The organism is Pedobacter cryophilus (assembly GCF_005116455.1).
Taxonomy (GTDB): Bacteria; Bacteroidota; Bacteroidia; order Sphingobacteriales; family Sphingobacteriaceae; genus Pseudopedobacter; species Pseudopedobacter cryophilum.
On the sequence record NZ_SWBP01000004.1, the window covers coordinates 362,783 to 386,852 of the forward strand.

General features: G+C 33.6%; 26 protein-coding genes and 1 pseudogene. 5 read left to right on the forward strand and 22 right to left on the reverse strand.

Translation table 11 applies throughout. The features are described 5' to 3' along the window. Nucleotides 1-10 precede the first annotated feature (10 nt). The 6 genes from FA046_RS13085 to FA046_RS13110 all read right to left on the reverse strand — a co-directional run bounded on the left by FA046_RS13085 (nucleotide 11) and on the right by FA046_RS13110 (nucleotide 5,507). Nucleotides 11-1,417, reverse strand: coding sequence for a PQQ-dependent sugar dehydrogenase (locus FA046_RS13085; protein WP_136826963.1), 1,407 nt, complete (start codon nucleotides 1,415-1,417; stop codon nucleotides 11-13). A gap of 162 nt (nucleotides 1,418-1,579) precedes the next feature. Continuing rightward, nucleotides 1,580-2,746, reverse strand: a complete 1,167-nt coding sequence (dnaJ, locus tag FA046_RS13090; RefSeq protein ID WP_136826964.1) for a molecular chaperone DnaJ — start codon at nucleotides 2,744-2,746, stop codon at nucleotides 1,580-1,582. 84 nt (nucleotides 2,747-2,830) lie between these two features. Then, nucleotides 2,831-3,436, reverse strand: coding sequence for a nucleotide exchange factor GrpE (locus FA046_RS13095; protein WP_136826965.1), 606 nt, complete (start codon nucleotides 3,434-3,436; stop codon nucleotides 2,831-2,833). Between the two features lie 119 nt (nucleotides 3,437-3,555). After that, nucleotides 3,556-4,236, reverse strand: coding sequence for a cell division ATP-binding protein FtsE (locus tag FA046_RS13100; protein ID WP_136826966.1), 681 nt, complete (start codon nucleotides 4,234-4,236; stop codon nucleotides 3,556-3,558). Next, nucleotides 4,236-4,439 (reverse strand): fructose-6-phosphate aldolase, encoded by a 204-nt coding sequence (locus FA046_RS13105; RefSeq protein WP_136826967.1) that lies wholly within the window; start codon nucleotides 4,437-4,439, stop codon nucleotides 4,236-4,238. The genes FA046_RS13100 and FA046_RS13105 overlap by 1 nt, the downstream gene beginning before the upstream one ends. Nucleotides 4,440-4,487: 48 nt before the next feature. After that, nucleotides 4,488-5,507 (reverse strand): acyl-CoA reductase, encoded by a 1,020-nt coding sequence (locus FA046_RS13110; RefSeq protein ID WP_136826968.1) that lies wholly within the window; start codon nucleotides 5,505-5,507, stop codon nucleotides 4,488-4,490. Between the two features lie 89 nt (nucleotides 5,508-5,596). Here FA046_RS13110 and FA046_RS13115 point away from each other — a divergent pair, with 89 nt between their 5' ends. Then, nucleotides 5,597-5,950, forward strand: coding sequence for a 4Fe-4S dicluster domain-containing protein (locus FA046_RS13115; protein WP_136826969.1), 354 nt, complete (start codon nucleotides 5,597-5,599; stop codon nucleotides 5,948-5,950). Nucleotides 5,951-6,263: 313 nt separating this feature from the next. Next, on the forward strand, nucleotides 6,264-7,157 hold the full coding sequence (locus tag FA046_RS13120) for a Fic family protein (protein ID WP_136826970.1): 894 nt from the start codon (nucleotides 6,264-6,266) through the stop codon (nucleotides 7,155-7,157). 123 nt (nucleotides 7,158-7,280) lie between these two features. Here the strand turns inward: FA046_RS13120 and FA046_RS17300 are convergent, their stop codons facing one another. From FA046_RS17300 to FA046_RS13140, 5 genes are all read right to left on the reverse strand, one after another. Further along, a complete protein-coding gene (locus FA046_RS17300) occupies nucleotides 7,281-7,442 on the reverse strand; it encodes a hypothetical protein (protein ID WP_169303371.1) in 162 nt (53 codons plus the stop codon). A gap of 336 nt (nucleotides 7,443-7,778) precedes the next feature. Beyond that, the gene (locus tag FA046_RS13125; RefSeq protein WP_136826971.1) at nucleotides 7,779-8,240 is read right to left on the reverse strand and encodes a hypothetical protein; all 462 of its coding nucleotides are present in this window, start codon (nucleotides 8,238-8,240) and stop codon (nucleotides 7,779-7,781) included. Nucleotides 8,241-8,555: 315 nt separating this feature from the next. Next, nucleotides 8,556-9,830: an adenylosuccinate synthase gene (locus FA046_RS13130; protein WP_136826972.1), complete on the reverse strand. Its 1,275-nt coding sequence runs from the start codon at nucleotides 9,828-9,830 to the stop codon at nucleotides 8,556-8,558. Between the two features lie 33 nt (nucleotides 9,831-9,863). Beyond that, on the reverse strand, nucleotides 9,864-10,340 hold the full coding sequence (locus tag FA046_RS13135) for a Fur family transcriptional regulator (protein ID WP_136826973.1): 477 nt from the start codon (nucleotides 10,338-10,340) through the stop codon (nucleotides 9,864-9,866). Between the two features lie 54 nt (nucleotides 10,341-10,394). Further along, a complete protein-coding gene (locus FA046_RS13140) occupies nucleotides 10,395-12,626 on the reverse strand; it encodes a RelA/SpoT family protein (protein ID WP_136826974.1) in 2,232 nt (743 codons plus the stop codon). Between the two features lie 102 nt (nucleotides 12,627-12,728). On the opposite strand from FA046_RS13140, the gene FA046_RS13145 reads away from it, so the two are divergent. From FA046_RS13145 to bshB1, 3 genes are read left to right on the forward strand one after another with little or no spacing between them, the layout of a single operon-like run. Beyond that, on the forward strand, nucleotides 12,729-13,340 hold the full coding sequence (locus FA046_RS13145) for a DUF4294 domain-containing protein (RefSeq protein WP_317130550.1): 612 nt from the start codon (nucleotides 12,729-12,731) through the stop codon (nucleotides 13,338-13,340). Nucleotides 13,341-13,344: 4 nt separating this feature from the next. Next, entirely contained in the window at nucleotides 13,345-13,854 is a 510-nt protein-coding gene (locus FA046_RS13150; protein ID WP_136826976.1) for a glutathione peroxidase, read from the forward strand. After that, a complete protein-coding gene (gene bshB1, locus FA046_RS13155) occupies nucleotides 13,854-14,576 on the forward strand; it encodes a bacillithiol biosynthesis deacetylase BshB1 (RefSeq protein WP_136826977.1) in 723 nt (240 codons plus the stop codon). The genes FA046_RS13150 and bshB1 overlap by 1 nt, the downstream gene beginning before the upstream one ends. 171 nt (nucleotides 14,577-14,747) lie before the next feature. Here bshB1 and FA046_RS13160 read toward each other — a convergent pair whose 3' ends face one another. From FA046_RS13160 to FA046_RS13205, 11 genes and pseudogenes are all read right to left on the reverse strand, one after another. Then, nucleotides 14,748-15,650, reverse strand: coding sequence for a WD40 repeat domain-containing protein (locus tag FA046_RS13160; protein WP_136826978.1), 903 nt, complete (start codon nucleotides 15,648-15,650; stop codon nucleotides 14,748-14,750). Nucleotides 15,651-15,720: 70 nt separating this feature from the next. Then, nucleotides 15,721-16,308, reverse strand: a complete 588-nt coding sequence (gene hisIE, locus FA046_RS13165) for a bifunctional phosphoribosyl-AMP cyclohydrolase/phosphoribosyl-ATP diphosphatase HisIE (RefSeq protein WP_136826979.1) — start codon at nucleotides 16,306-16,308, stop codon at nucleotides 15,721-15,723. Continuing rightward, complete coding sequence (gene hisF, locus FA046_RS13170) at nucleotides 16,308-17,093, reverse strand: imidazole glycerol phosphate synthase subunit HisF (RefSeq protein WP_225870932.1); 786 nt, start codon at nucleotides 17,091-17,093, stop codon at nucleotides 16,308-16,310. The genes hisIE and hisF overlap by 1 nt, the downstream gene beginning before the upstream one ends. Before the next feature lie 9 nt (nucleotides 17,094-17,102). Further along, a pseudogene (locus FA046_RS17505) lies at nucleotides 17,103-17,450 on the reverse strand (endonuclease domain-containing protein); the annotation flags it as partial. A gap of 75 nt (nucleotides 17,451-17,525) precedes the next feature. After that, nucleotides 17,526-18,275, reverse strand: coding sequence for a 1-(5-phosphoribosyl)-5-[(5-phosphoribosylamino)methylideneamino]imidazole-4-carboxamide isomerase (locus FA046_RS13175; RefSeq protein ID WP_136826980.1), 750 nt, complete (start codon nucleotides 18,273-18,275; stop codon nucleotides 17,526-17,528). A gap of 9 nt (nucleotides 18,276-18,284) precedes the next feature. After that, nucleotides 18,285-18,875, reverse strand: coding sequence for an imidazole glycerol phosphate synthase subunit HisH (gene hisH, locus FA046_RS13180; protein ID WP_136826981.1), 591 nt, complete (start codon nucleotides 18,873-18,875; stop codon nucleotides 18,285-18,287). Nucleotides 18,876-18,941: 66 nt separating this feature from the next. Beyond that, complete coding sequence (hisB, locus tag FA046_RS13185) at nucleotides 18,942-20,078, reverse strand: bifunctional histidinol-phosphatase/imidazoleglycerol-phosphate dehydratase HisB (protein ID WP_136826982.1); 1,137 nt, start codon at nucleotides 20,076-20,078, stop codon at nucleotides 18,942-18,944. Beyond that, complete coding sequence (gene hisC, locus FA046_RS13190; RefSeq protein ID WP_205943653.1) at nucleotides 20,071-21,123, reverse strand: histidinol-phosphate transaminase; 1,053 nt, start codon at nucleotides 21,121-21,123, stop codon at nucleotides 20,071-20,073. The genes hisB and hisC overlap by 8 nt, the downstream gene beginning before the upstream one ends. 71 nt (nucleotides 21,124-21,194) lie before the next feature. Further along, nucleotides 21,195-22,490, reverse strand: coding sequence for a histidinol dehydrogenase (gene hisD / locus FA046_RS13195; protein ID WP_136826983.1), 1,296 nt, complete (start codon nucleotides 22,488-22,490; stop codon nucleotides 21,195-21,197). A gap of 67 nt (nucleotides 22,491-22,557) precedes the next feature. Then, nucleotides 22,558-23,409 (reverse strand): ATP phosphoribosyltransferase, encoded by an 852-nt coding sequence (gene hisG / locus FA046_RS13200; protein WP_136826984.1) that lies wholly within the window; start codon nucleotides 23,407-23,409, stop codon nucleotides 22,558-22,560. A gap of 309 nt (nucleotides 23,410-23,718) precedes the next feature. Next, nucleotides 23,719-24,030, reverse strand: coding sequence for an HPF/RaiA family ribosome-associated protein (locus tag FA046_RS13205; RefSeq protein WP_136826985.1), 312 nt, complete (start codon nucleotides 24,028-24,030; stop codon nucleotides 23,719-23,721). Nucleotides 24,031-24,070 lie beyond the last annotated feature (40 nt).

The following is a 24,070-nucleotide window of genomic DNA, read 5'->3' on the forward strand; positions in this document are numbered from 1 at the left end:
CAAATTATTTTTAGCTCACCGGAACAATTTTAAAAACTCCCTTGCCTTCTACACCTATGTATAAATAACCATCAGGCGCCATCCTTACCTCGCGTACCCTTCCTATGTTTTTGAACAATAATTCTTCCTTAACTACCTTTTTATTTTTAATAACGCATCTGTTCAAATACTCAAAACGTAAAGAACCTACCATTAAATTTCCTTCCCAACCTTTATAAATTTTGCTGTTTACAAATGCCATTCCGCTTGGTGCGATAGAAGGAATCCAATAATGAATAGGAGCTTCTATTCCGGGTTTTGTAGTCAATTCGGTAAAAGTAGTTCCATTATAATTAATGCCATAAGAAACTACCGGCCAGCCATAGTTTGCCCCTTTAACATGAATGTTAATTTCGTCTCCACCACGTGGACCATGTTCATTAGACCATAATTCGCCGGTATAAGGATTTAATGCCATCCCTTGTGGGTTTCTATGTCCGTAAGAATATATGGTTTTTTGTCCTTCGCTTTTATTGGCGAAAGGATTATCAGCAGGGATGGAACCGTCGTCTTTAATACGATGAACTTTGCCTAAGTCGTTTTTAATATTTTGAGGATTTCCTTTTTCATTTCCTCTTTCGCCAACAGAAAAATACAGGTAACCATCTTTACCAAAAACTAACCTAGAACCATAATGATGACGGGTGGTAGAATAAGGCTCAGCAACAAAAATATCTTTAGCATTTTCTAGCTGATTGCCTTTTAAAACCGCTTTTAATATTGCAGTAGTTTGCATTTTGCTATCGCCTTCTTTAGGTTTAGAATAGCTCAAATAGATAATGTTATTTTTAGCAAAATCAGGATGAAGAACCACATCCATTAAACCGCCTTGCCCTGATGCTCTTACTTCGGGTACACCCAAAACCTTTTCACTTTGTTTGTTTTCATTTACCAAATAAAGCTCGCCAGATCTATCAGTCACCAACATTTTTTGATCAGGTAAAAACGCAATTCCCCAAGGCACTTTTGCGCCACTAAAAACATTTACCAGTTTTACGGTGCTTTCTTCAGTCTTAAAAGTGTCTGATAATGGTTTTTCACTAGAAGTATATCTGTCTACATTTTTGATGCCTTTTAAAATGTAATCAGCTAAATCTTTAATTTCTTTGTCACTAAAGCTTTTTTCAAAAGCAGGCATTCCTCCATCAGCATAACCTGTTTTAATAGATTTATACAGGTTTTCTTTAGTGTTGCCGTATTTCCATTTTCTATCTACAAAAGCATCCATTTTACCGCCGTGGCAACCTGCACAATAGGTTTGATAGTTTTTCTCGGCGGTTTCTTCTACTGGGCTAGGCTGTTTTTCTGTTTTCTTTAAATCGATAGCAAAAAATGCTGTGAAAACAGTAATTATAGTAACGAAAGCTAATTTTAACATGGTTATGAATTTGATTGACCGTAAATTTTATTCAAGATAAAAAGAATGATTTGGATTAGAATATAGATTGGCTGATTTAATTGTTACAAAGTCAAGATATAAATTTTTAGCACAAAAAAAGCGAGATTTTAGGTCTCGCTTTTAATTGATTTATTTAATTCTTTACTCAAAATATTCCTTCATCCTGTCAAAGAAACTTTTCTCGTTCTTACCAGGATTTGGTTTAAAGTTTTGGGATTCTCTAAGTTGTTCTAAAAGGTCTCTTTCTTCGTTATTCAACGTTTTTGGTGTCCAAATATTAATCTGAATTAATTGGTCTCCTTTATGATAAGAGTTCACTTCAGGAATACCTTTTCCTTTTAATCTTAAAATTTTTCCGCCTTGTGTCCCTGGTTCTAGCTTAATTCTGGCTTTTCCGTCAATAGTTGGTACTTCTACGCTTGCGCCTAAAGTGGCATCTACAAAACTTACATGAAGATCATAAATTACATTAATACCTTCTCTTTTTAAAGATTCGTGAGGAGTTTCTTCTACTAAAATGATCAAGTCTCCGGGAACGCCACCTCTTGGAGCTGCATTTCCTTTACCGCTCATGCTTAGTTGCATCCCTTCACTTACGCCTGCAGGAATATTAATGCTAATGGTTTCTTCTCCACGAGTTACGCCGTCTCCATGGCAAGTGTTACATTTTGCAGAAATAGTGCTTCCTTCGCCATTACAAGTAGGACAAGTGCTTGTAGTTTGCATTTGGCCCAAAATGGTATTGGTTACTCTTCTTACTGCGCCGCTACCACCACAAGTTTTACAAGTAGAAAATGAATTTTTGTCTTTAGCGCCACTGCCATCACAAGTATCACAAATGATTTGCTTGTTTACTTTTATTTTTTTCTCAACGCCATTGGCAATTTCTTCTAAAGTGAGTTTTACTTTAATACGAAGATTGGTGCCTCTTTGAACCCTTCTTCCTCCACGAGATGATTGACCACCACCGCCAAAAAAGCTATCAAAAGGGCTGCCACCGCCACCGCCAAAAATATCGCCAAACTGACTGAATATGTCATCCATATTCATGCCGCCTCCACCGTAACCGCCGCCATAACCACCTTGCGAGCCAGCATGGCCAAACTGATCATAACGTTGTTTTTTCTCGGGATTACTTAAGATTTCATAAGCTTCGGCAGCTTCTTTAAATTTGTCTTCCGCAGCTTTATCGTCTGGATTTTTATCAGGATGAAATTTAATAGCTAACTTTCTGTAAGCCTTTTTTATTTCATCTGCAGGTGAATTTTTAGAAACACCTAATATATCGTAATAATCTCTTTTACTCATTTTTTTAATTTGAAGATTTGGAGATTTGAGAATTTGAAGATGACAGGAATTGGCTCATTTTCAAATCATCAAATTATCAAATCATTATGCGCCAACTACCACTTTAGCAAAACGGATTACTTTGTCATTTAAATAGTAACCCTTTTCTACTTCATCAACTACTTTTCCTTTTAAATCAGCTTTAGGAGCAGGAATGTTAGTAATCGCTTCATGCAGTTCTACATCAAAAACTTTTCCTTTAGATTCCATTTCTTTTAAACCTTTATGGTTTAAAAGTGATTTTAATTTATGATGAACCAATTCTATACCTTCTTTAACCGGGGCAACTTCAGTAGCGGTTTCCATGGCTTTGGCTGCTCTTTCAAAATCATCAAGAACGGTAAGCATACTTACAATCACATCTTTACCCGCAGTTTGCAATAATTCTATTCTTTCTTTGGTGGTACGACGTTTGTAATTGTCAAATTCGGCGTATAAACGAACATATTTATCGTTTAACAAAGCAACTTCTGCTTTTAATTTATCTACTTCACTCAATTCGTTTTCAGACGAATCCACTTCTCCATCTTTTGTATTCACCGTAGATTCATTTACTTGTGCTATCTCGTCACGAATCTCGTCCTGTTCTTTTGTATGATCTGTCATTTTGTTATTGTCTTCTGTTCCTGATACTTTCTTTTTCTTAAACATTTTGATGATAGTTTAATCAATGAGCAATTACCAAACATACTGCCATTTAATAAAAACAGTCAACCTGTCAGTCTTATTTAAAAAGACTTTCAAATTGACTGCTTTTGTATTTTGGGTTTTTAAACTGTTGCGTCTTCAATTACTTTACCGCTTTCGCATTTAATAATGCGAGAAGGAAAAGTTCTGATAATATGATAATCATGGGTAGCCATTAAAACTGCGGTACCCGATTGACTAATTTGTCTTAACAAAATCATGATTTCTTCAGATGTTTCTGGATCTAAATTTCCGGTTGGTTCATCGGCTAAAATCAATTCTGGGTCGTTTAAAAGTGCTCTGGCAATTACCACACGTTGTTGCTCTCCGCCAGAAATTTCATGAGGCATTTTTCTCATTTTACTTCTTAAACCCACTTTTTCTAACACATCTTTAATTCTTTCGTCAATTAAAGATTTATCTTTCCAGCCAGTTGCTTTTAAAACAAACTCTAAATTTTTCTCTATGCTTCTATCCGTTAGCAACTGAAAATCTTGAAAAACGATACCCAATTTTCTTCTTAAAAATGGTACGTCACTTTCTTTTAAGTCTTTAAGTTCATAACCCACCGCATGGCCATCTCCATTTTTAATATGTAAATCGCCGTAAATAATTTTAAGTAAACTACTTTTTCCAGATCCGGTTTGGCCAATTAAATAAACAAATTCGCCTGTGTTTACATGCAAATTTACATTAGAAAGTACCAAGTGTTTTTGCTGAAAAACATCAACGTTATTTAGTTTTATTACAGAATTTCCAATCATCAGATGTCTAATTTTAAGATTTGGCCAAAAGGTAAATCCTTTACAATATCCATTATATATGTTGCTTTGTCGGCTAAACCAACTTTTTCTAAAGATTTTTCTGGTCGGTCTACCCTAAAATAAGCTAAAAGCGTAAACTGCTCATCCCGTAATTGTACATAATCGGGTATTTTGGCAACTCCTTTAACTTTTATCACATACATATTTCAAAGGTAAAATTTTTTATGAGGTAGTTTTTTAATTTTTTTAATTCAGCTTAAAGCCGATAGAAAACGCATGGTATCTACACCATCAGCATAATCCCAAAGTTTTGGTGTTTGGCTTTCGCCGAAACTTATATGAGGAACTGGTATGTTTTCTTGACTTAACACAACTTGAATTTCTTGTTCTTGCTGCTTTATTTTCTCAACAGCATCTTCAATTTTTTGATATTCTTCATAATGAACCACAGATAGCGGCGAACTTAATCTTTCACTTTTTGTAACTAACAAAAAGCCATTATCAAAATGATGCACTTTATTTACCAGAAGAATAGACTTATTATAATCGTAGTTATTTTGGAATTTATGATGGTTAATCATATCCTCAAAATGCTGAATAGATTCAAAAAAATGATTAAAAATATAGCCTTCGGGAACAAAAAATTTAGAAACATTTCTGCATCCTAAACCATAATAATCAAATATATCTTTACCTAAAGCCGCTAATTCTTCTGAAGTTTCTTTACCGGTTAATAAAGCTACGCTATTTCTGTTTTTTCTGATAATATGTGGCACTTTAGAGAAATAATACTCAAAATAACGAGAAGAATTATTACTTCCGGTGGCTATTACCGCATCAAAATTTTCTAATCGGTTTACAAACTGAATTTGTTTTTCAAACTCAGGCTCAATCTTAATTAATTGATTTAAAACTGCCTTAATTAGGATATCATCCTGAGAAGAACACTTTATTAAAGCAATATGACCGCTAATTAAAACAGATACAATATCATGAAAACCCACCAATGGGATGTTGCCTGCTAAAATTAATCCTACTTTTTGCAGTTCTTTTTTAGGGCTTGGATATTCACTCAACCAGGTAGTTAAATCGGCTAAATTTAACATTTGACCGTTGGCCTTAATTGCCTTATTTACCTCAATATCAGTAAACCAACCATTTTTATTTTTTGCATGTTGTATGGTTGATATAAATTCCTCATCAGGGTTTAATAAAAAATCACCTAACCTTACAAATGCATCTACTTTCTTTTCTTTACTAAAATTCGACATTGGGTAAAACTCAAATACTTTAATTGTGTTATATTTGCGAGGATTTTGAGATACAAAAGTACGTTTTAAGACAGAAGAAAAAATAAGATATGGCAATTAAAATTACAGACGAGTGCATTAACTGCGGAGCATGTGAGCCAGAATGCCCCAATAACGCAATATATGACGCCGGACAACCTTGGAAATTTTCTGAAGGAACCAATCTAAAAGGAATTATAGATTTTGGTGGCGGAGAAACTTTAAATGCAGACGAAGCACAATCAGCAGTATCAGACGAGGTTTATTACATTGTTTCTGATAAATGTACCGAGTGTAAAGGTTTTCATGATGAACCACAGTGTGCAGCGGTTTGCCCTGTAGATTGCTGTGTAGATGATGAAGAAGTAAGAGAAACAGAAGAAGAATTATTAGCTAAGAAAGCTTGGTTACACCAAGAAGGATAGTTTTAATTTTATAGATTTTGTAAGGCATTCATGAAAATGGATGCCTTTTTTGTTGGGGGTGTTTTATGAATAATTTACGCAGGGTCCTCTGTGAGAGACTCTGCTAGGAAAAGGTAAAATTATAACCACAAAGTACGCGGAGAACACAGAGCTGAATGTTTAAGTTAGATCTTTTAAAACCATTCAAAATCTTTATCGCTTCATCCGGATTTAATTGTTGCCAGTATTGTTTTTGCCTGTATCGGCAATAATTAAATATTATAACACGTAATTTGATTTATATTTGCCGATAGGGAGAATTGAATAGAAAACGATGAAATATATTTCCGTAAGTGAATTTGCTAAAAAATGGAGTTTGCCAGAAAGAACGGTGCGGAATTACTGTGCCAAAGGAAAAATAAAAGGTGCTTTTTTAACTGGTAAAACCTGGAATATCCCAGAGGATCATTTGTTACCTAACAAAGGAAAAAAGAAAAAATTTAGTGATAATTTACTGCTCAATCAACTGAAAGAACAAAAAGAGATGAAATTAAAAGGTGGTATTTACCATCGTACACAAATTGATTTGACCTATAATTCTAACCGTATTGAAGGAAGCAAACTTACCCAAGAGCAAACTCGTTTTATTTTTGAAACCAACACGATAGGCATAACCAATGAAAGCGTGAATATTGATGATATTATTGAGACAAATAATCACTTTCGCTGCATTGATTTAATTATTGAAAAGGCAAAATCAAAACTTACAGAATCATTTATTAAAGATTTACATTTTTTATTAAAATCAGGAACATCAGATAGCCGAAAAGATTGGTTTAACGTTGGGGATTATAAAAAACTTCCAAATGAAGTTGGAGGCAATGAAACCTGTTTACCCAAATTAGTTCCTACTAAAATGAAGGAATTACTTTTAAATTATCATAAGGTAGATCAAAAAACTATTGCAGATATTATAGATTTTCATCAAAAATTTGAAGTTATTCATCCTTTTCAAGATGGCAACGGTCGGGTTGGAAGATTGATTATGTTTAAGGAATGTCTTGCCAATAATATTGTTCCATTTATTATTGATGATGATTTCAAAATATTCTATTATCGCGGCTTGCAGCAATGGGATCATGTAAAAGAATATCTAATGGATACTTGCCTTTCTGCACAAGATAATTACAAAGCTATTTTGAAATATTTTGAGATAGATTTTGATTAAATTGTAAATGAAAAGATCTTATATAAGATATGCTAAACTATAAAAAGTAATATCGTAATTTTTGATATGAAATTCAGTTGTTAAGTAATACTTTATAACTGAATTTTCCTATAACTATTTGTATTATAGTACATTAGTGAGGTGTTGACCGATGTTTTGTTTAGAGGTGTCAAAAAGTTCAGCAAGCTGTTGCTGGTTCATCCAAACAGAATCCTCTTTTACATAAAGCGAAACGGCAGATTTACCATCTTGGGTATTGTATATAATAATGTTTTGATCTTCCATAAACTTTCAAATATTAAACCCATGCTCTATTCCTCGTTTAAGTGTTCCGCAGGATCATTTAAATGTCTTATGAAGACCGAAGACCCTGTCTGGGATTTACTTTCTTAAAATGTTTCTTCCACCAGCCGGACACAGTCCTTTGTTTTCATTTTAGATTTATTGATCCTGAAAAAGGAACACGTAAACCAGATTGGTAACGTTTTGCAGATTTGAGAATTTACGGCTTTTCTTGCAAAAACTTGTCTGCCCGCATTAAATTTAGTAAAAAGTGATGAAGGCGCATAAAGTACTTCTCCCGCAATTTTTTAAACCTGTGGCTATGCGCCGTTATTTTATTCAAATTCGATTCTTCCAAAATTCAGCAACACTATTAATTAAATGTTCGGCATCTATTTCTTTTTCTCCAATGGCAATTATATTGCAAAATTTTCCGGGAAATTTAGAAGGAAAGCTAGTTCCCCATTTGCTTTTGATGATAGGAATTAATTCTGAGTCTGTTTTATGTTTTGAATGATTACAAATTAATCTTATAAAACGTAATTTTTGGTCAATATCTGAATCTAATTTACTTTCATCAAAGATAAAACCATCAAGACCTTTCATAATTTTAATTTTCTCTCTTGCAGTTTCTTTCAAACTATTACTTGATTCTTGACTTTTATCAATCCATTCAGGAAATGAATTTAATGTCATTATACAATTTAATAATTCAAAAATATGATTAGTCTCTTTATACTTTTTTATGTCGTACTCTAATTTAGTCCATAGTTGCAGATAGTTATCAAGTTGTGGAAACATTAATTTTTAGGTTTATAATTGTGCATAACTTGTATATATGTCTATCTAAGTCAGTTTAATACACCCATAATCTGTTGGCTTAGTCTGATAAAAGATAGATTTCTTTTAAAGATATAAAATTTTCAATAGTAGCAATGGCCTAAGTAAAATAAGCGGTATAGTAGCGGAAAACCCGCAGTATAAGAGCGAGCGGATTTGGAGTGTATAGCCCGGCTATCGGGAGCTATGGAAAACAGCCATTGCCTTTCAAAAAAAAGACCAAAAAAATCCCCAATTCTTGCGAATTAGGGAACGTTTAAATTTGTTGTTTAAACCTTAATTTAAAATCAAAGTTTGTAATCTATCTGGTCCTACTGATAAATATTTAACAGGTACTTCTAAGTGTTGCTCTAAATATTTAATGTAAGCAGCTAATTTTTCGGGAATTTCATGAGGTTCTCTAATTCCGGTTAAATCTTCATGCCAACCATCAATTTCTTCAAAAAGAGGTTCTGGTTTAATGCTGCTGATGTCATAAGGCATGTAATCAATAATTTCGCCATTATAACTGTAGTGTGTGCAAGCATAAATTTTTTCGAATCCGCTTAAAACGTCAGCTTTTGTCATTACCAATTGGGTAACTCCGTTAAGCATAATGGCATATTTTAGAGCTGGTAAATCTATCCAACCGGTTCTTCTTGGGCGACCAGTAGTAGCACCAAACTCGTGACCAATTTTTCTTAATTCTTCGCCCAATTCATTATCTAACTCAGTAGGGAAGGGACCGCTACCCACACGGGTGCAATAGGCTTTAAAAATGCCAATTACTTCGCCTATTTTGTTTGGGGCAATACCTAAACCTGTGCAAGCACCTGCGGTTGTGGTGTTTGAAGAGGTTACAAAAGGATAAGAACCAAAATCTATATCAAGCATGGTACCTTGTGCGCCTTCTGCTAAAACTGTTTTTCCTTCTTTTAAATATTGGCTTACCAAATGCTCGCTATCTACATGTGGGAATTGCTTTAGTAATTCTAAAGCTTCAAAAAATGCAGCTTCTTTTTCAGAAAAATCTTCAATTTCTCCGTAATTTGATAGTATTGAACGGTGTTTTTCAACTAATTTATCATATTTCTCCTTAAAATCTGGAAGAAAAATATCACCTACTCTTAGTCCATTTCTACCGGTTTTATCCATGTAAGTTGGGCCAATTCCTTTTAAGGTTGAGCCAATTTTACTTTCGCCCATTTTCTTTTCAGAAGAAGCATCTAACAATTGATGAGTAGGTAAAATAAGATGTGCTTTACGAGCAATCATTAGGTTTTTCTTCGCTAATAAATCATGCCCGGCATCTTTTAATTTATCAATTTCTCTTTTTAAGATGATAGGATCAATCACTACGCCATTACCAATTAAGTTCATGGTGTTTTTTTCGAAAATACCAGATGGAATGGTGTTTAAAACAAACTTTTTTCCATCAAATTCTAAAGTATGACCAGCATTTGGTCCGCCTTGAAAACGAGCAATTAAATCATATTTAGGTGCTAAAACGTCAACAATTTTTCCTTTTCCTTCATCGCCCCATTGGAGGCCTAATAAAACATCAACAGCCATTTATTTTGGTTGGTATATATTTATGATTAATAATTAATTTTTATTTTCTTGAGATTCGCAATAACCGTTTTTTAAACGGGTGCAATTTCCATACAGATTTAAAGAATGATGCTGGATTTCAAATTTAAGTAAATCGCCCATCATCGATTGTATTTGTTGAACTCTTGGATCGCAAAACTCCACCACTTTACCGCAGTCTAGGCAAATAATGTGATCATGTTGTTTAAACCCGTATGATTTTTCAAACTGAGCCATATTTTTCCCAAACTGATGCTTGGTGACCAAATCACATGAAAGTAAGAGTTCTAAAGTGTTGTAAACGGTAGCTCTACTTACTCGGTATTTTTTGTTTTTCATGTGGATATAAAGCAATTCCACATCAAAATGATCTGTTCTTGAATATATTTCTTCGAGTATGGCGAAACGTTCAGGAGTTTTTCTGAGGTTTTTATTTTCGAGGTAAGTCTCGAAAATCTTTTTGACCATGTCTATGGTTTCTTGTACGCCCATCTTTATTCTTAAAGGTTCAAAGTTATTAAAATTTACAACATAGCTAAATGGTTTCTAGCTTTTTAAAGTTAGCGGTTCTGTTTCGGAGTCAAATCTGGCTACATCAGTAATTCCTTTTACTTGTTTTAGCTCGTTAATCAGGTTTTCTAAATGTTTGGTATCGTTTACATAAACCATAATTGTTCCGTTAAATATTCCATCTTCTGTATCTACAGTAATGGATCTCATATTCACTTTAAAATCACTAGAAATTACTTTAGTGAGGTTATTAATTAAGCCAACTTCATCAATACCAATAATTTTTAGTCCGGTTAAGAATGCCAATTGCTTTTGGCTGGTCCATTTGGCTTTTACAATTCTATATCCAAAACTCGACATGAGTTTTGTGGCATTTGGGCAATTGGTTCTGTGAATTTTAATTCCGTCAGAAACGGTTACAAAGCCAAAAACATCATCTCCGGGTATAGGATTGCAACAATTAGAAAGTTTGTAATCTATTTTTTGTAAATCTTCGCCAATTAAAAGAATATCGCTGTCTTTGGTTTTAACCTGCTTAATTAATTTTTGAATTTGCTCTTGCTCGGTATCTAATTGTGGTTTTTGATCAATTATTTTTTCTGTAGCAGCAAATTCTTTTAAGTCTTTAAGGTCAATTAATCCTTTGGCAATGTTGTAAAATAAATCTTGCGTAGAAGAAAGTTTAAAGAAATAAGAAAGCTTATAAATGTTATCAGAATTGTAGGTGATTTTTAACGATTTAAGTTTTCGTTCTAATATTTCTTTGCCGTCTTCGGCAACTTTTCTGCGCTCTTCTTTTAAAGATGATTTTATTTTTGCCTTTGCTTTTGCGGTGACCACAAAGTTTAACCAATCTTCTTTTGGCGCTTGTTTACCAGAGGTGATGACTTCTACTTGATCTCCGTTTTGGAGTTTATAAGATAAGGGAACCAATTTATGATTCACTTTAGCACCTATACATTTAGCGCCTACATCTGAGTGAATTTCAAAGGCAAAATCTAAGGCTGTAGCTTCAATAGGTAATTGTATTAAATCTCCTTTTGGGGTAAAAATGAATATTTCATCAGAAAAAAGATTCATTTTAAAATCATCCAAAAAGTCTAACGCATTGGCTTCTGGGTTGCTTAACAATTCTCTAACCTTAGAAACCCATTGATCTAAACCGCTATCAGAAGATGATTCTTTATATTTCCAGTGAGCTGCAAATCCTTTTTCGGCAATTTCGTTCATTCTTTGGGTCCTAATTTGAACCTCAACCCATTGTCCTTTTGGACCCATTACCGTGGTATGTAAAGATTCATAACCATTTGCTTTTGGCGATGAAATCCAATCTCTTAAACGATCTGGATTGGGGCGATACAAATCAGTTACAATAGAATATGCTTTCCAGCAATCTGATTTTTCTTGATCGGGCTTGCTGTCTAAAATAATTCTGATGGCAAAAAGATCATAAACCTCTTCAAAAGGAATTCCCTTTTTCTTCATTTTGGTCCAGATAGAATTAATAGATTTTGGACGACCAACTACGTTAGCCTCCAAATCTTGTTCCTTTAATATTCTATTAATTGGACCTATAAATTCTTTAACAAATGATTCTCTTTCGGTCTTTTTTTCATTCAACCTGGTGGCAATAAATTTATAGGTTTCAGGCTCCATATACTTCATAGAAAGATCTTCTAATTCAGATTTTATGGTGTATAAGCCTAATCTATGGGCTAAAGGAGCATATAAATAAACAGTTTCTGAGCAAATTTTTAATTGCTTATCCCTGGGCATAAAGTCCATGGTGCGCATATTATGTAACCTGTCTGCCAGTTTAATTAAGATCACCCTTACATCATCAGCAAGGGTAAGCAGCATTTTTCTGAAATTCTCTGCCTGCATAGAGCTATTGGCATCAAAAACTCCAGATATTTTGGTTAATCCATCAATAATTTTAGCAACTTTTTTCCCAAATTCTCTTTCAATATCTTCTAAGGTAATTTCTGTATCTTCTACCACATCATGCAAAAGCGCACAAACTATAGAGGTTGTTCCCAGTCCAATTTCTTCGGCAGCAATTTGAGCAACGGCTATAGGATGATAAATATAAGGCTCACCAGATTTTCGGCGCATATCTTTATGGCTTTCCACAGCCATATCAAACGCCATCCTTATCATTCTTTTATCTCCTTTTTTAAGTGTTGATTTACAGGCTCTTAATAAGGCTCTGTACCTTTTTAGAATCTCTGATTTTTCTGCCTCTATGTCTATAATGTAATCTTTCATTTAAAAATTTCCCTTATGCAATCTTTTCACGTTAAAATAACGAATTTTGGGTTACTTATTGCTATTTAAAGTAATTAATATGCAATAAATTCGTATATTAAAATGATGAAAACGAAAGCATTTTTTATTTTCTGTTTTGTATTCCTTTTAGGATATCATGCCAAAGCTCAAGAATCTTATGTGAGAGCGGGTCAAAATGATACTATTAAAGTTTCGGCTATTAACTACAATGGCGAATTAATGCCTTGGATTGTTTTAAATGAAGTAAATGTGGTTTCCACCCGTTTGTTTAAATCTCAAGATGATTTTAACAAATATAGAAGGTTAAGGTATAATGTATTAAAGGTTTTGCCTTACGCTCGTTTTGCAGGGCAAAGATATCGCCAGCTTGAAAAAGACTTAGCGGTAACTACTGATAGAAGAAAACAAAAAGCGTTGGTTAAGGGTTGTGAAAAAGAAATCAAAGATTTGTTTAATAGAGATGTTAAAAACATGTCCATCTCACAAGGAGAAGTCCTTATTAAATTAATTGACAGGGAAACAGGAAATAGTAGTTATGACTTGGTGAAAGATATGAAAGGTGGAGTTTCTGCGTTTTTAATGCAATCTGTGGCTAGGGTATTTGGACATGATTTAAAAAGCCAATACGACCCAGAGGAAGAAAGAGATATAGAATCCATCATTCGTTCTGCGGGTTATTACAGTTACCAATAATATAATGACTGAAAAAAATATTTATCAATTTAAAGTTGATACCATTAAAGGTGAAGAAGTAAGCCTTAAAAATTACGAAGGCAAGGTTTTAATGATCGTAAATACAGCCTCTGAGTGTGGTTTTACACCTCAATTAGAAGATCTAGAACAGCTAAGGAAAGATTTTGAAGGAGAAAAATTTGAGATTTTAGCTTTTCCAAGTAATGATTTTGGGCAACAAGAACCTTTAGAAGGAGATGCAATTAGTAAGTTTTGTGTCATCAATTATCATACTCATTTTACTATTTTTAAGAAAATGAGGGTAAGAGGAACTTACGCATCGCCACTGTATAAATTTCTTTCTGATAAAAAATTGAACGGACATGTAAACGCCTCCCCGCGTTGGAATTTTCATAAATACCTTATCAACAGTAAAGGAGAAGTGATAGATTATTTTTATCCTTTTACCAAACCTAACTCAGCCAAAGTGAAAAAGGCTATTCAAAAGTTGTTAAGTACTACAAAAAAAGATTAATGAAATTAGACTTATTGTTTATTGCAGCTCATCCAGATGATGTTGAATTGGGTGCAGCCGGAACTATTTTGAAGTACAAAAAAGAAGGTAAAAAGGTTGGAATTGTTGACCTTACCAGAGGAGAATTAGGAACCCGTGGCAGTGCAGAGATTAGAGATGAAGAAGCCGCAGAGGCCGCTAAAATTTTAGGAATAGATGCCAGGGAAAATCTAAAATTTAAAGATGGTTTTTTTAAAAACGATGAAGAGCACCAAAAAGAAGTCATCAGAATCATCAGAAAATACCAACCGGAAATAATTATTACTAATGCTTATCATGATCGTCATCCAGACCATGGTAGAGCTTCTGAATTAGTGAATGATGCTTGTTTTTTTTCGGGTTTACCCAAAATTATTACCAAAGATGAAGAAGTAATTCAAGAAGCTTGGCGTCCAAATTTATTGTTACATTTTATACAGGATCAATACATTCAGCCTGATATTGTCATAGATATTACTGAGTTTATGGATCAAAAATTAGCCTCTATTAGAGCGTATAAAACTCAATTTTTTGTAGAAGGGGTAGAGTTAGATGAGCCTCAAACCTATATTTCTAATCCAGCTTTTTTAGAAGTAATTATTGGCAGAGCCAGAGAATTTGGAAAATCTATGAAAGTACCATTTGCCGAAGGATTTTTATCTAAGAAGATTTTAGGGGTTGATGATTTATTTAATTTAAGGTAATATTATCTAGTCAATTTTAAGAATTTTTCAACACAGATTATAAGGATTACTCGGATTTATAACACAAATTTTTAAGATTAAAAAGTAGATTTTCGTCTCTGTATTTAATTATTTTTTTCGAAAATTTAATTTCTCTGTTACCTCTGTGAAATTCTTTGCGCCCTTTGTGGTTTAAGAAACATCTTCAAAATCCCAAATCTTCAACATTTTATCATCACCAACAGAAAGTAAATGTTCACCATTTGCAGTCCAGCAAATATCATTGACTGATAAACGATGCCCTTCTTTAGCTTTATCAATACTTAAATTTTTAAAAAGGGACCAATCTTCAGCTCTCCAAATTTTAATAGATTTATCTCTGCTTGCAGTAGCAAAATAAGGTTGAGTTGGATGATAAACGATTTTGTAAATAGCAAATAAATGTGCCGCAAAGTCTTGTTTACACTCCCAAGAATTTACATCCCACACTTTTAAATGGGCATCTCGGCCTCCGCTAAGTAAGTATTTGCCATTATTAGAAAAAGTGACTGATCCAATTCCTACTTCGTGACCATGAAATTCATTAATAAAAGAATAATCATCTAAATGATAAATTCTTATCATCTCATCATTTGAAACACTCACCAGTAAATTTTTCTGCTGGTGAATTGTAAAAGAACGTACTTTTTGTATTCCAGATTGAAATTGATGAATGTTTTTTTTTTCTATAGGATCAATAATCAGAATTGTCCCTCTGTCGGTACTCGCTATGAGTTCTTTTTTTTGTGAGACAAATTTCAGAGAAAAGACTGCAGAACCTGCATTTAATTTTCCTAATAATTGGGTGCTACTTAAATCAAAAAAACAAATATTACCATCATTACAACCTGCAATTAATAAGTTGTTTTCTGGGATAATTTCTAAACAATAAACGGTATGTTGAATTTGATTGAAAATTCTTTGATGAATTTTAGTATCCGAATTCCATTCTACTATGCCTTTATCATTACCCGCAGTGTACAATAATGGCTCAAAAGGATGAGCAATTACTGCGTAAATTGGGTTACTGTGACCGGCTAATGTAGAAGCTTTCATTATTTGAGGTTTGAGGTCTGAGGTAAAAGGTTTAGGGTTTACACCTTATACCTTTTAGCTAAATGCCTTTCTATTGGTGTCTAGACTCTAAGTTTTTAGCTACGTCTTGAAGAGAAAATCCTTTTTCTTTTAACAGAACTAGCAAGTGAAAAACTAAATCTGAAGATTCATTAATGAAATCATGATCTGTTTCTGCTAAAGCTGCAATTACGGTTTCTACACCTTCTTCGCCCACTTTTTGAGCGATTTTATTTAATCCTTTGGCTCTTAGTTTGTTAACATAAGATTCTTCGGTGGGATTTTCGTACCTGTCTTTGATGATATTTTCTAATTGGAAAATAAAATTTTGATTATAACCAGTGTCAAAACAGCTTCTTGTGCCTTTATGGCAAGTTGGCCCAACCGGATTTACTTTTATTAATAAAGTATCTTGATCACAATCTAAACTAATAGATTTTACAAACAAAAAATGACCACTTTCTTCGCCTTTAGTCCATAAACGGTTTTTTGTGCGAGAAAAGAAAGTTACTTTTCCTTCTTTTTCGGTTTTTTCAAAAGCTTCATTGTTCATGTAGCCCAACATTAAAACCTCTAAAGTTTGTTCGTCCTGAATAATCACCGGCACTAAGCCTTCGCTTTTATTGAAATCTATGTTCATCAAATTCTGATTTCTATGTGGTTGTTTTTTAATAATTGTTTTAATTCTGGAATCAGTATTTCGCCGTAATGAAAAACTGAGGCCGCTAAAGCTGCATCAACATTAGTTTTTTGGAATACATCTACAAAATCTTGTGCAGAGCCAGCACCGCCTGAGGCTATGACAGGAATACTTACCATATCATTTATTTGCTTTAGCAATAGGTTATCAAAACCTGATTTTGTGCCATCTTTATCCATAGAAGTGAGTAGGATTTCTCCAGCTCCTCTAGATTCTGCTTCTTTTATCCAATGTTGTGTTTGTAATTCGGTGGCAATTCTTCCGCCGTTTAAATGTACAAAATCACCTGTTTCTAAATGTTTCGTATCGACCGCTAAAACCACAAATTGAACTCCAAATGCTTTTGCTAAATCATTAATTAATTGAGGGTTTCTTACCGCTGCAGAATTGATAGATATTTTATCTGCTCCGGCATTCAATAAAGCTTCCGCATCTTTTAACTCGCTAATTCCACCACCAATGGTAAACGGAATATTAATTTGACGGGCAACAGATTTCACCATTTCAATGGTCGTCTTTCGCTTTTCATGAGTGGCAGTAATGTCTAAAAATACCAGCTCATCTGCTCCTTGTTGAGAGTATTGCCAAGCTAATTCAACTGGGTCGCCAGCATCTCTTAGGTCAACAAAATTGATGCCTTTTACTGTCCGTCCGTCTTTAACGTCGAGGCAAGGAATGATACGTTTACTGAGATTACCCCTAAATCCTCCAAAGGGGACTTCCATGTTTACTTTTATTGTGTTTAACACTTTTTCAATATTGTGAAAGACTTCTTGATTTGCAAATCTAAGTACCTTAATACCTAAATTTTCTAAATCTAATTGTCTTATTTTGTCATTTTGTAATATTTCTGTTCGGTTATGAATGCTTCCGTCTAACTCTATGATTAATTTATGTTGATGGCAATAAAAATCAGCTATGTAATTAGAAATTGGATGTTATCTTCTAAATCTACAACCTAATTGTTTTCCATTCAAATATCCCCATAATAATTTTTCCGCATCTGTTTCTCTATTTCTTAATTCTTTTGCATTTTGAAAAATTATCTTGTTTGCACCAAAAAACATATTTGTTTTTTCCATATCTCGGAATTATAAAAGATATTTTATTTCCATTTTAAATTTCGATGCGATTACCCCCTTTAGGGGTCGGGGGTACTATAACGACGTTAACATCTGCAAATTCCAGTTTTTTATTTCTTCAATGGAAATATGACCTTCATAAATAGCTTTTCCTACTACGCAAGATTCTATTTTAAACTCATTGAGTTCTTCAATATCTGCCATTGAACTGATTCCTCCCGAGGCAATCAGTTTTATAAATGGAGAATGATTAAGTAATTTTTTGTACAAATCTACTCCGGCTCCACCAAGTTTTCCGTCTTTGTCAATATCGGTGCATAAGAATCTGAAAAACCCTAATTGTAAACATTTGTCTACATAATCCATCAACTTAATTGGAGAGCTTTCCATCCAACCAGAATATTTAATCACTTCATCTAACACATCTATGGCTACCACAACTTGGTCAGAACATTTTGTTTTTCCGCAAAGTTCTTCGCTTAATTCTTGTAAAAAAGTGGGGTTGGTAATGGCTTGTGTACCTACAATTACTCGGTGTATACCCGAGTCTAAAAGTTCTTTTACTTTCTCTATGCTTCTCACTCCACCACCATATTGAACCTTCATATCGGTTTTTTTGATGATGTCAAATAAATATTTTTGGTTGCTAAAATCTCCTTTAGCGCCATTTAAATCAATAATATGAACATATTCTGTACCGTTAGATTGGTATAATTCTATTTGTTCTTCTAAAGAAACTTCATATTTTGTTACCTGATTGTAATCACCTTCACGTAGGCGCACAATTTTTTGATCTAAGACATCAACAGCGGGAATGATATACATTTTGACAGTTTATAAGTGTGCAAAATTTTTAAGGAGCATTTCGCCTGCCTCACCAGATTTTTCTGGATGAAACTGAACTCCATAAAAGTTATTTTTTTGTATGCTAGCAGAAAATTTAATTCCGTAATTACAATAAGCAGATGTAAATTTAGAATTAAATTCTATAAAATAGGAGTGTACAAAATAAAAATAGGAAGCTGGAAGAATGTTCTTAAATAAAGGACAGTCTTTATTTGGGTAAATTTGGTTCCATCCCATGTGAGGGACTTTTTTACAAATTTCTTCTTCAAACCTTAAAGTTTGAACCGGAATAATTTCTAACATTAGAGAATTTCCCTCTTCAGAATAATTGGTGAGGAGTTGCATACCAACGCAAATTCCTAATACCGGTTTAGTTAAACTTTTGATTTTTGAAACCAAACCTGTATCCCTTAATTTTTGCATGGCAGTACCGGCATGTCCCACTCCAGGAATGATGATTCTGTCATACAAATCAAAATCAGTTTCTGTATTGATCATTCCATAACTGAGATTTAGCCTTTCTAAAGCTGCAGTTAGCGAAAAAATATTACCAGCACCGTAGTTTACAATTCCTATCATTTTTTTATTACGTAGGGATAATCCTCGGATTATCCTTGTTGAAAATGGATAACCCAAGGGTTATCCCTACAAAATCCCCTTTGTACTAGGTAATCTCATGTTATTAATGTCTCTTTTTATAGCCATTTTAATGGCCTTTGCAAAAGCTTTAAAAATAGCTTCAATTTTATGATGCTCATTATCGCCTTCCACTTTTATGTTTAGGTTTGATTTTGAAGCATCTGAGAAAGATTTAAAAAAGTGAAAAAACATTTCTGTTGGCATATCACCCACTTTTTCTCTTTTAAATTCGGCATCCCAAACTATCCAGTTTCTACCGCCAAAATCTAAAGCTACTTGTGCTAAACAATCATCCATTGGTAAGCAAAAACCGTATCTTTCTATTCCTTTTTTATCGGCTAAAGCCAAAGCAAAAGCTTCTCCTAAAGCAATGCCTGTATCTTCTATCGTATGATGCTCATCAATATGTAAATCGCCTTTGGTTTGTACGGTTAAGTCTATTCCGCCATGACGAGCAATTTGATCTAACATGTGATCAAAGAAATTTAAACCGGTAGAAATATTTGCATCACCTTTTCCATCTAAATTAATTTTGATGAGAATATCGGTTTCTTTGGTTTTTCTAACATGCTCAACAGTTCTATCTCCAACTTTTAAGAATCTATAAATTTCATCCCAATTAGAAGTTTCTATAGCGATAACTTCATGTAAGTTTTCAATCTGATTTTGAGTTTCGGCTGATCCGAGATTGTTTTGACTGTTTAACCAAATTGCTTTTGCGCCTAAATTTTTAGCTAAAACAACATCATTTAATCTATCTCCAATAACAAAAGAGTTTTCAAGGTCGTATTTTTCTTTATTAAAAAAATGAGTTAATAAAGCAGTTCCTGGCTTACGCGTTGGGGCATTATCCTTGGCAAATGTTTTGTCTATAATAATTTCGCTAAAGCGGATGCCTTCATTTTCTAAAGTTTTTAGGATGAAATGATGCACTGGCCAAAAATTTTCTTCAGGATGTACATTTGTTCCTAAGCCATCTTGATTGGTCACCATCACCAATTCAAAATCTGTTTCTTTAGCAATTTTAGCTAAATTGGTAATGGCTCCCGGGTAAAATACTAGCTTGTTAAATGAATCTATTTGTTCATCTTCTGGCTCTAAAATTAAAGTGCCATCCCTATCTATAAATAAAAGCTTAATCATTTTTAAAGTTTTTGAGGCTGTTTATTAAAGCCTGATTTTCTTCTGGCGTTCCAACAGTTATTCTTAAACAACCTTCGCAAAGTTCAACTTTGTTTCTGTTTCTTACAATAATTCCTTGTTGGGTAAGGTATTGGTAAATGCCATCAGCATTTATTGTTTTAACTAGAATAAAGTTTGCGTCTGATGGATAAATATCAATCACAAAATCAAAATTCTTTAAAGCCAAAACTAAAGTATCACGTTCTTTTAAAATTTCTTTGATCCAGTCATTTACCTGTTTTACATTTTTTAAAGCTTCTAAAGCTAATTTTTGAGAAGCTTCATTTATATTATATGGGGGTTTAACCCGATTAAAAACTTCAATAATTTCTTCACTGGCATAAGCCATCCCCACTCTTAAAGCCGCTAATCCCCAAGCTTTGGATAAAGTTTGTAAAACCACCAAATTGGCATATTCAGTTAATTCCTGAATGAAAGATTTTTGGCGTGAATAATTAATATAAGCCTCATCAATTACCACAATACCTTCAAAATTAGCTAAAATGGTTTCTATATCTTCTCTGTTAATAGAATTTCCTGTTGGGTTATTGGGCGAGCAAATAAAAATAAGCTTGGTGTTTTTATCTATGGCTTCGGCAATTCCTTCTAAATTGAGTTGATAATCTTCAGTAAGATTTACTCTTTTTAATTGTACATCATTAATGTTTGCCGAAACCTCATACATGCCATAAGTTGGCGGTACAATAATCACATTATCTATACCCGGGTTACAAAAACTTCTGAAAAGAATATCAATGGCTTCATCACTTCCGTTTCCAACAAAAATATTTCTAGCCGGAACACCCTTAATTTTACTCAGTTCCATTTTTACATCATACGCCATTGGATCTGGATAACGATTGTAATTTTGAGAAAGGGGAGAGCCAAATGCATTTTCATTGGCATCTAGATATACAGAAGCGTCGCCCTTAAATTCGTCTCTTGCAGAAGAGTAAGGTTTTAAGTTTTTGATATTTGGTCTGATGATTTTGTTGATATCAAACATGATTTTGATTTGATGATTTGAAAAATTAATCAATTTGAAGAATAAAATCTTTAATCCTTGTTCTTTATTCCTTACTCCTTAATCCCAGCAAGTCTCACACTTACAGCATTCTTGTGCGCATGTAAGCCTTCAATTTCAGCTAAGATTTCAATGCTTGGGCCTAAATTTTTTATTCCGCTTTCGCTGATGTGTTGGAAAGTGATTTTCTTGATGAACGAATCTAAAGAAACTCCAGAATAAGAACGAGCATAAGTACTGGTTGGTAAAGTATGGTTGGTTCCGCTGGCGTAATCACCGGCGCTTTCTGGTGTTAAATTACCTGCAAAGACAGAACCAGCGTTGATGATTTTATCAGTGATTTGTTGCCAATTATCAGTTGCTAATATCAAATGCTCGGGAGCATATTCATTACTAAAAGTCATCGCTTGGTTTAAATCATCAACTAAAACAACGTAAGAATTTTCTAAAGCTTTTGCAGCGATATCTTTTCTTGGTAAAACCACTAATTGCTTTTGTAATTCAGTTTGGGTTTCTTCAATAATTCTTAACGAAGAACCTACTAACACCACCTGACTATCTATTCCATGCTCCGCTTGTGCCAATAAATCGGCAGCTACAAAAACAGGATTGGCAGTTTCATCAGCAATTACCAAAACTTCTGACGGACCAGCAGGCATATCAATAGCGGTATTTGTTGTAGATTGAACCAGTGTTTTTGCCATGGTTACATATTGGTTTCCTGGGCCAAAAATTTTATCCACTTTAGGGATACTTTCTGTACCATAAGCCATTGCTGCTACCGCTTGGGCGCCACCTGCTAAATAAATCTTTTCTATTCCTAATAATTCGGCAACAAAAGCCAAATAGCCATTTACATTCCCATCTTTTTGAGGAGGAGAGCAAACTACAATTTCTTTACAACCTGCAATTTTTGCCGGAATACCCAACATTAAAAACGTACTTGGTAAAACCGCTGTTCCACCTGGGATGTATAATCCAACTCGCTCAATCGCTCTCACTTCTCGCCAGCAAGAAACACCAGTTGTGGTTTCTGTTTTCTCTTCTTTATGGATTTGGGTTTCGTGAAATTTTTTGATGTTGGCATATGCCACTTTTATTGCGTCTTTGACTTCAGCGCTTATGGTGTTGGCTTGTTTTGTTATTTCTTCTTTACCAATAAATAAAGAATTTAAACTCACCTGATCAAATTTTTGAGCATAAGATTTTAAGGCTTCATCACCACTAATTCTTACATCAGCAATAATTTGCTCCACTTTTTCTCTAATGGTATTTGCTGCATCAGCATTACGCTGAATTAGTTTTTGAATATCAGCTTTGCTTAAATCTTTGTAATTGTATGTTTTCATTCAGTTTTCAGTTTTTAGTTGCCAGTTATCAGTGTCTTGATACTTGCTACTAATATCTTGCTACTTTTTAAAGAATAATTTTCTCTATTGGCATTACCACAATTCCTTCGGCACCAGCGGCTTTTAATTCGTTGATTTTTCCCCAAAAATCACGTTCGGGAATAACGGTATGTACAGCCACCCAGCCTTCTTGAGCTAAATCTACTACTGATGGACTTTTAACTCCTGGTAATAACTTAATTACGGTATTAAGGTTTGCCTTAGAAACATTTAAAACCACATATTTAGTTTCTTTTGCTCTTAAAACAGATTGTATTCTTTGAATAAGTTCTTGAATTAAAGGATTATTTTCTTCTCCTTTTCTGCCTATTAAAATAGCTTCAGAAGACATTACATCTATAAAAGGTTTTAGTCCATTACTTCTTAATGTGCCGCCGGTAGAAACTATATCAAAAATTGCATCGCTTAAACCTAAGCCCGGAGAAATTTCTACAGAACCAGAGATCATTTTAATATCTGAAGTAATGTTATTTTCTGATAAGAATTTTTCGAGAATTACTGGGTAGGAGGTGGCAATGGCTTTACCATTTAAATCGGCTAATTCCTGAATGCTACTTTGATTAGGGATAGCAATTTTTAGGTTACATTTTCCAAATCCCAAACGTTGTAAATAAGCAACATCTACTTTGGTTTCGGCAATTACATTTTCGCCTACTAAACCAATATCAGCAATACCATCCTGAACGTATTCAGGAATATCGTCATCTCTTAAAAATAAAATTTCTAATGGAAAATTAGAAACTGGAGAGATTAATGAGCTTTTATAGTTATCGAAATTTAAGCCGCAATTTTTTAACAGTTCTACAGATTTATCATTTAATCTGCCAGATTTCTGGATAGCAATTTTTAAAGTTTTCAAGATTTTTAATTATTAATAAAAGACTAACAAATGAGAATGGAAAAGTTTTGAATACAAAACATACTAAAGAGCAACACCGCAATGGTGATGATGTAGATGATGATGTGTGGTTTTCAAAATTATTTTCATGTCTTTTTTAATAATTTCTACGGAGAGAAATTAACGTTGGCAAATATAAGAAGCTAATGGGGAAAATCAAGTTTTTAAGGTATTAATTGAAAAATACCTTGGTAGGTGTTGATTAATGTTGATTCAATAATTAATTCTAATCCCGTTTAAGGATTAGAGTTAATTAGACAGGGTTTATTTTTAACCTTTAACTTTATCAAGATGATGTTCAATTCCTCTTTTAATCTTTTGTAGGGCCTCATGAATAGCTACAGATGTTTGGTCTGATTGTGCACTGGCGAAAATCGGATCAGCACCTTCTAATCTGGCTTCAATATTACATTTTTTATCATCAGAGCCTGATTTCCCTCCATTTTCATCACTCAAATGAACTTCTACTCTTGTTAAATGGGCATCAAAACGAGCTAATTTTTCGTTAAAAAGATTAGTGATGTAGGTATTTAATTCTTCTTTTCCCTCAATGTGATTGTCGGTATTTACTTGAATAATCATAAAATATATTTTTAAATAATTGATGAGGCTAATCTACCGT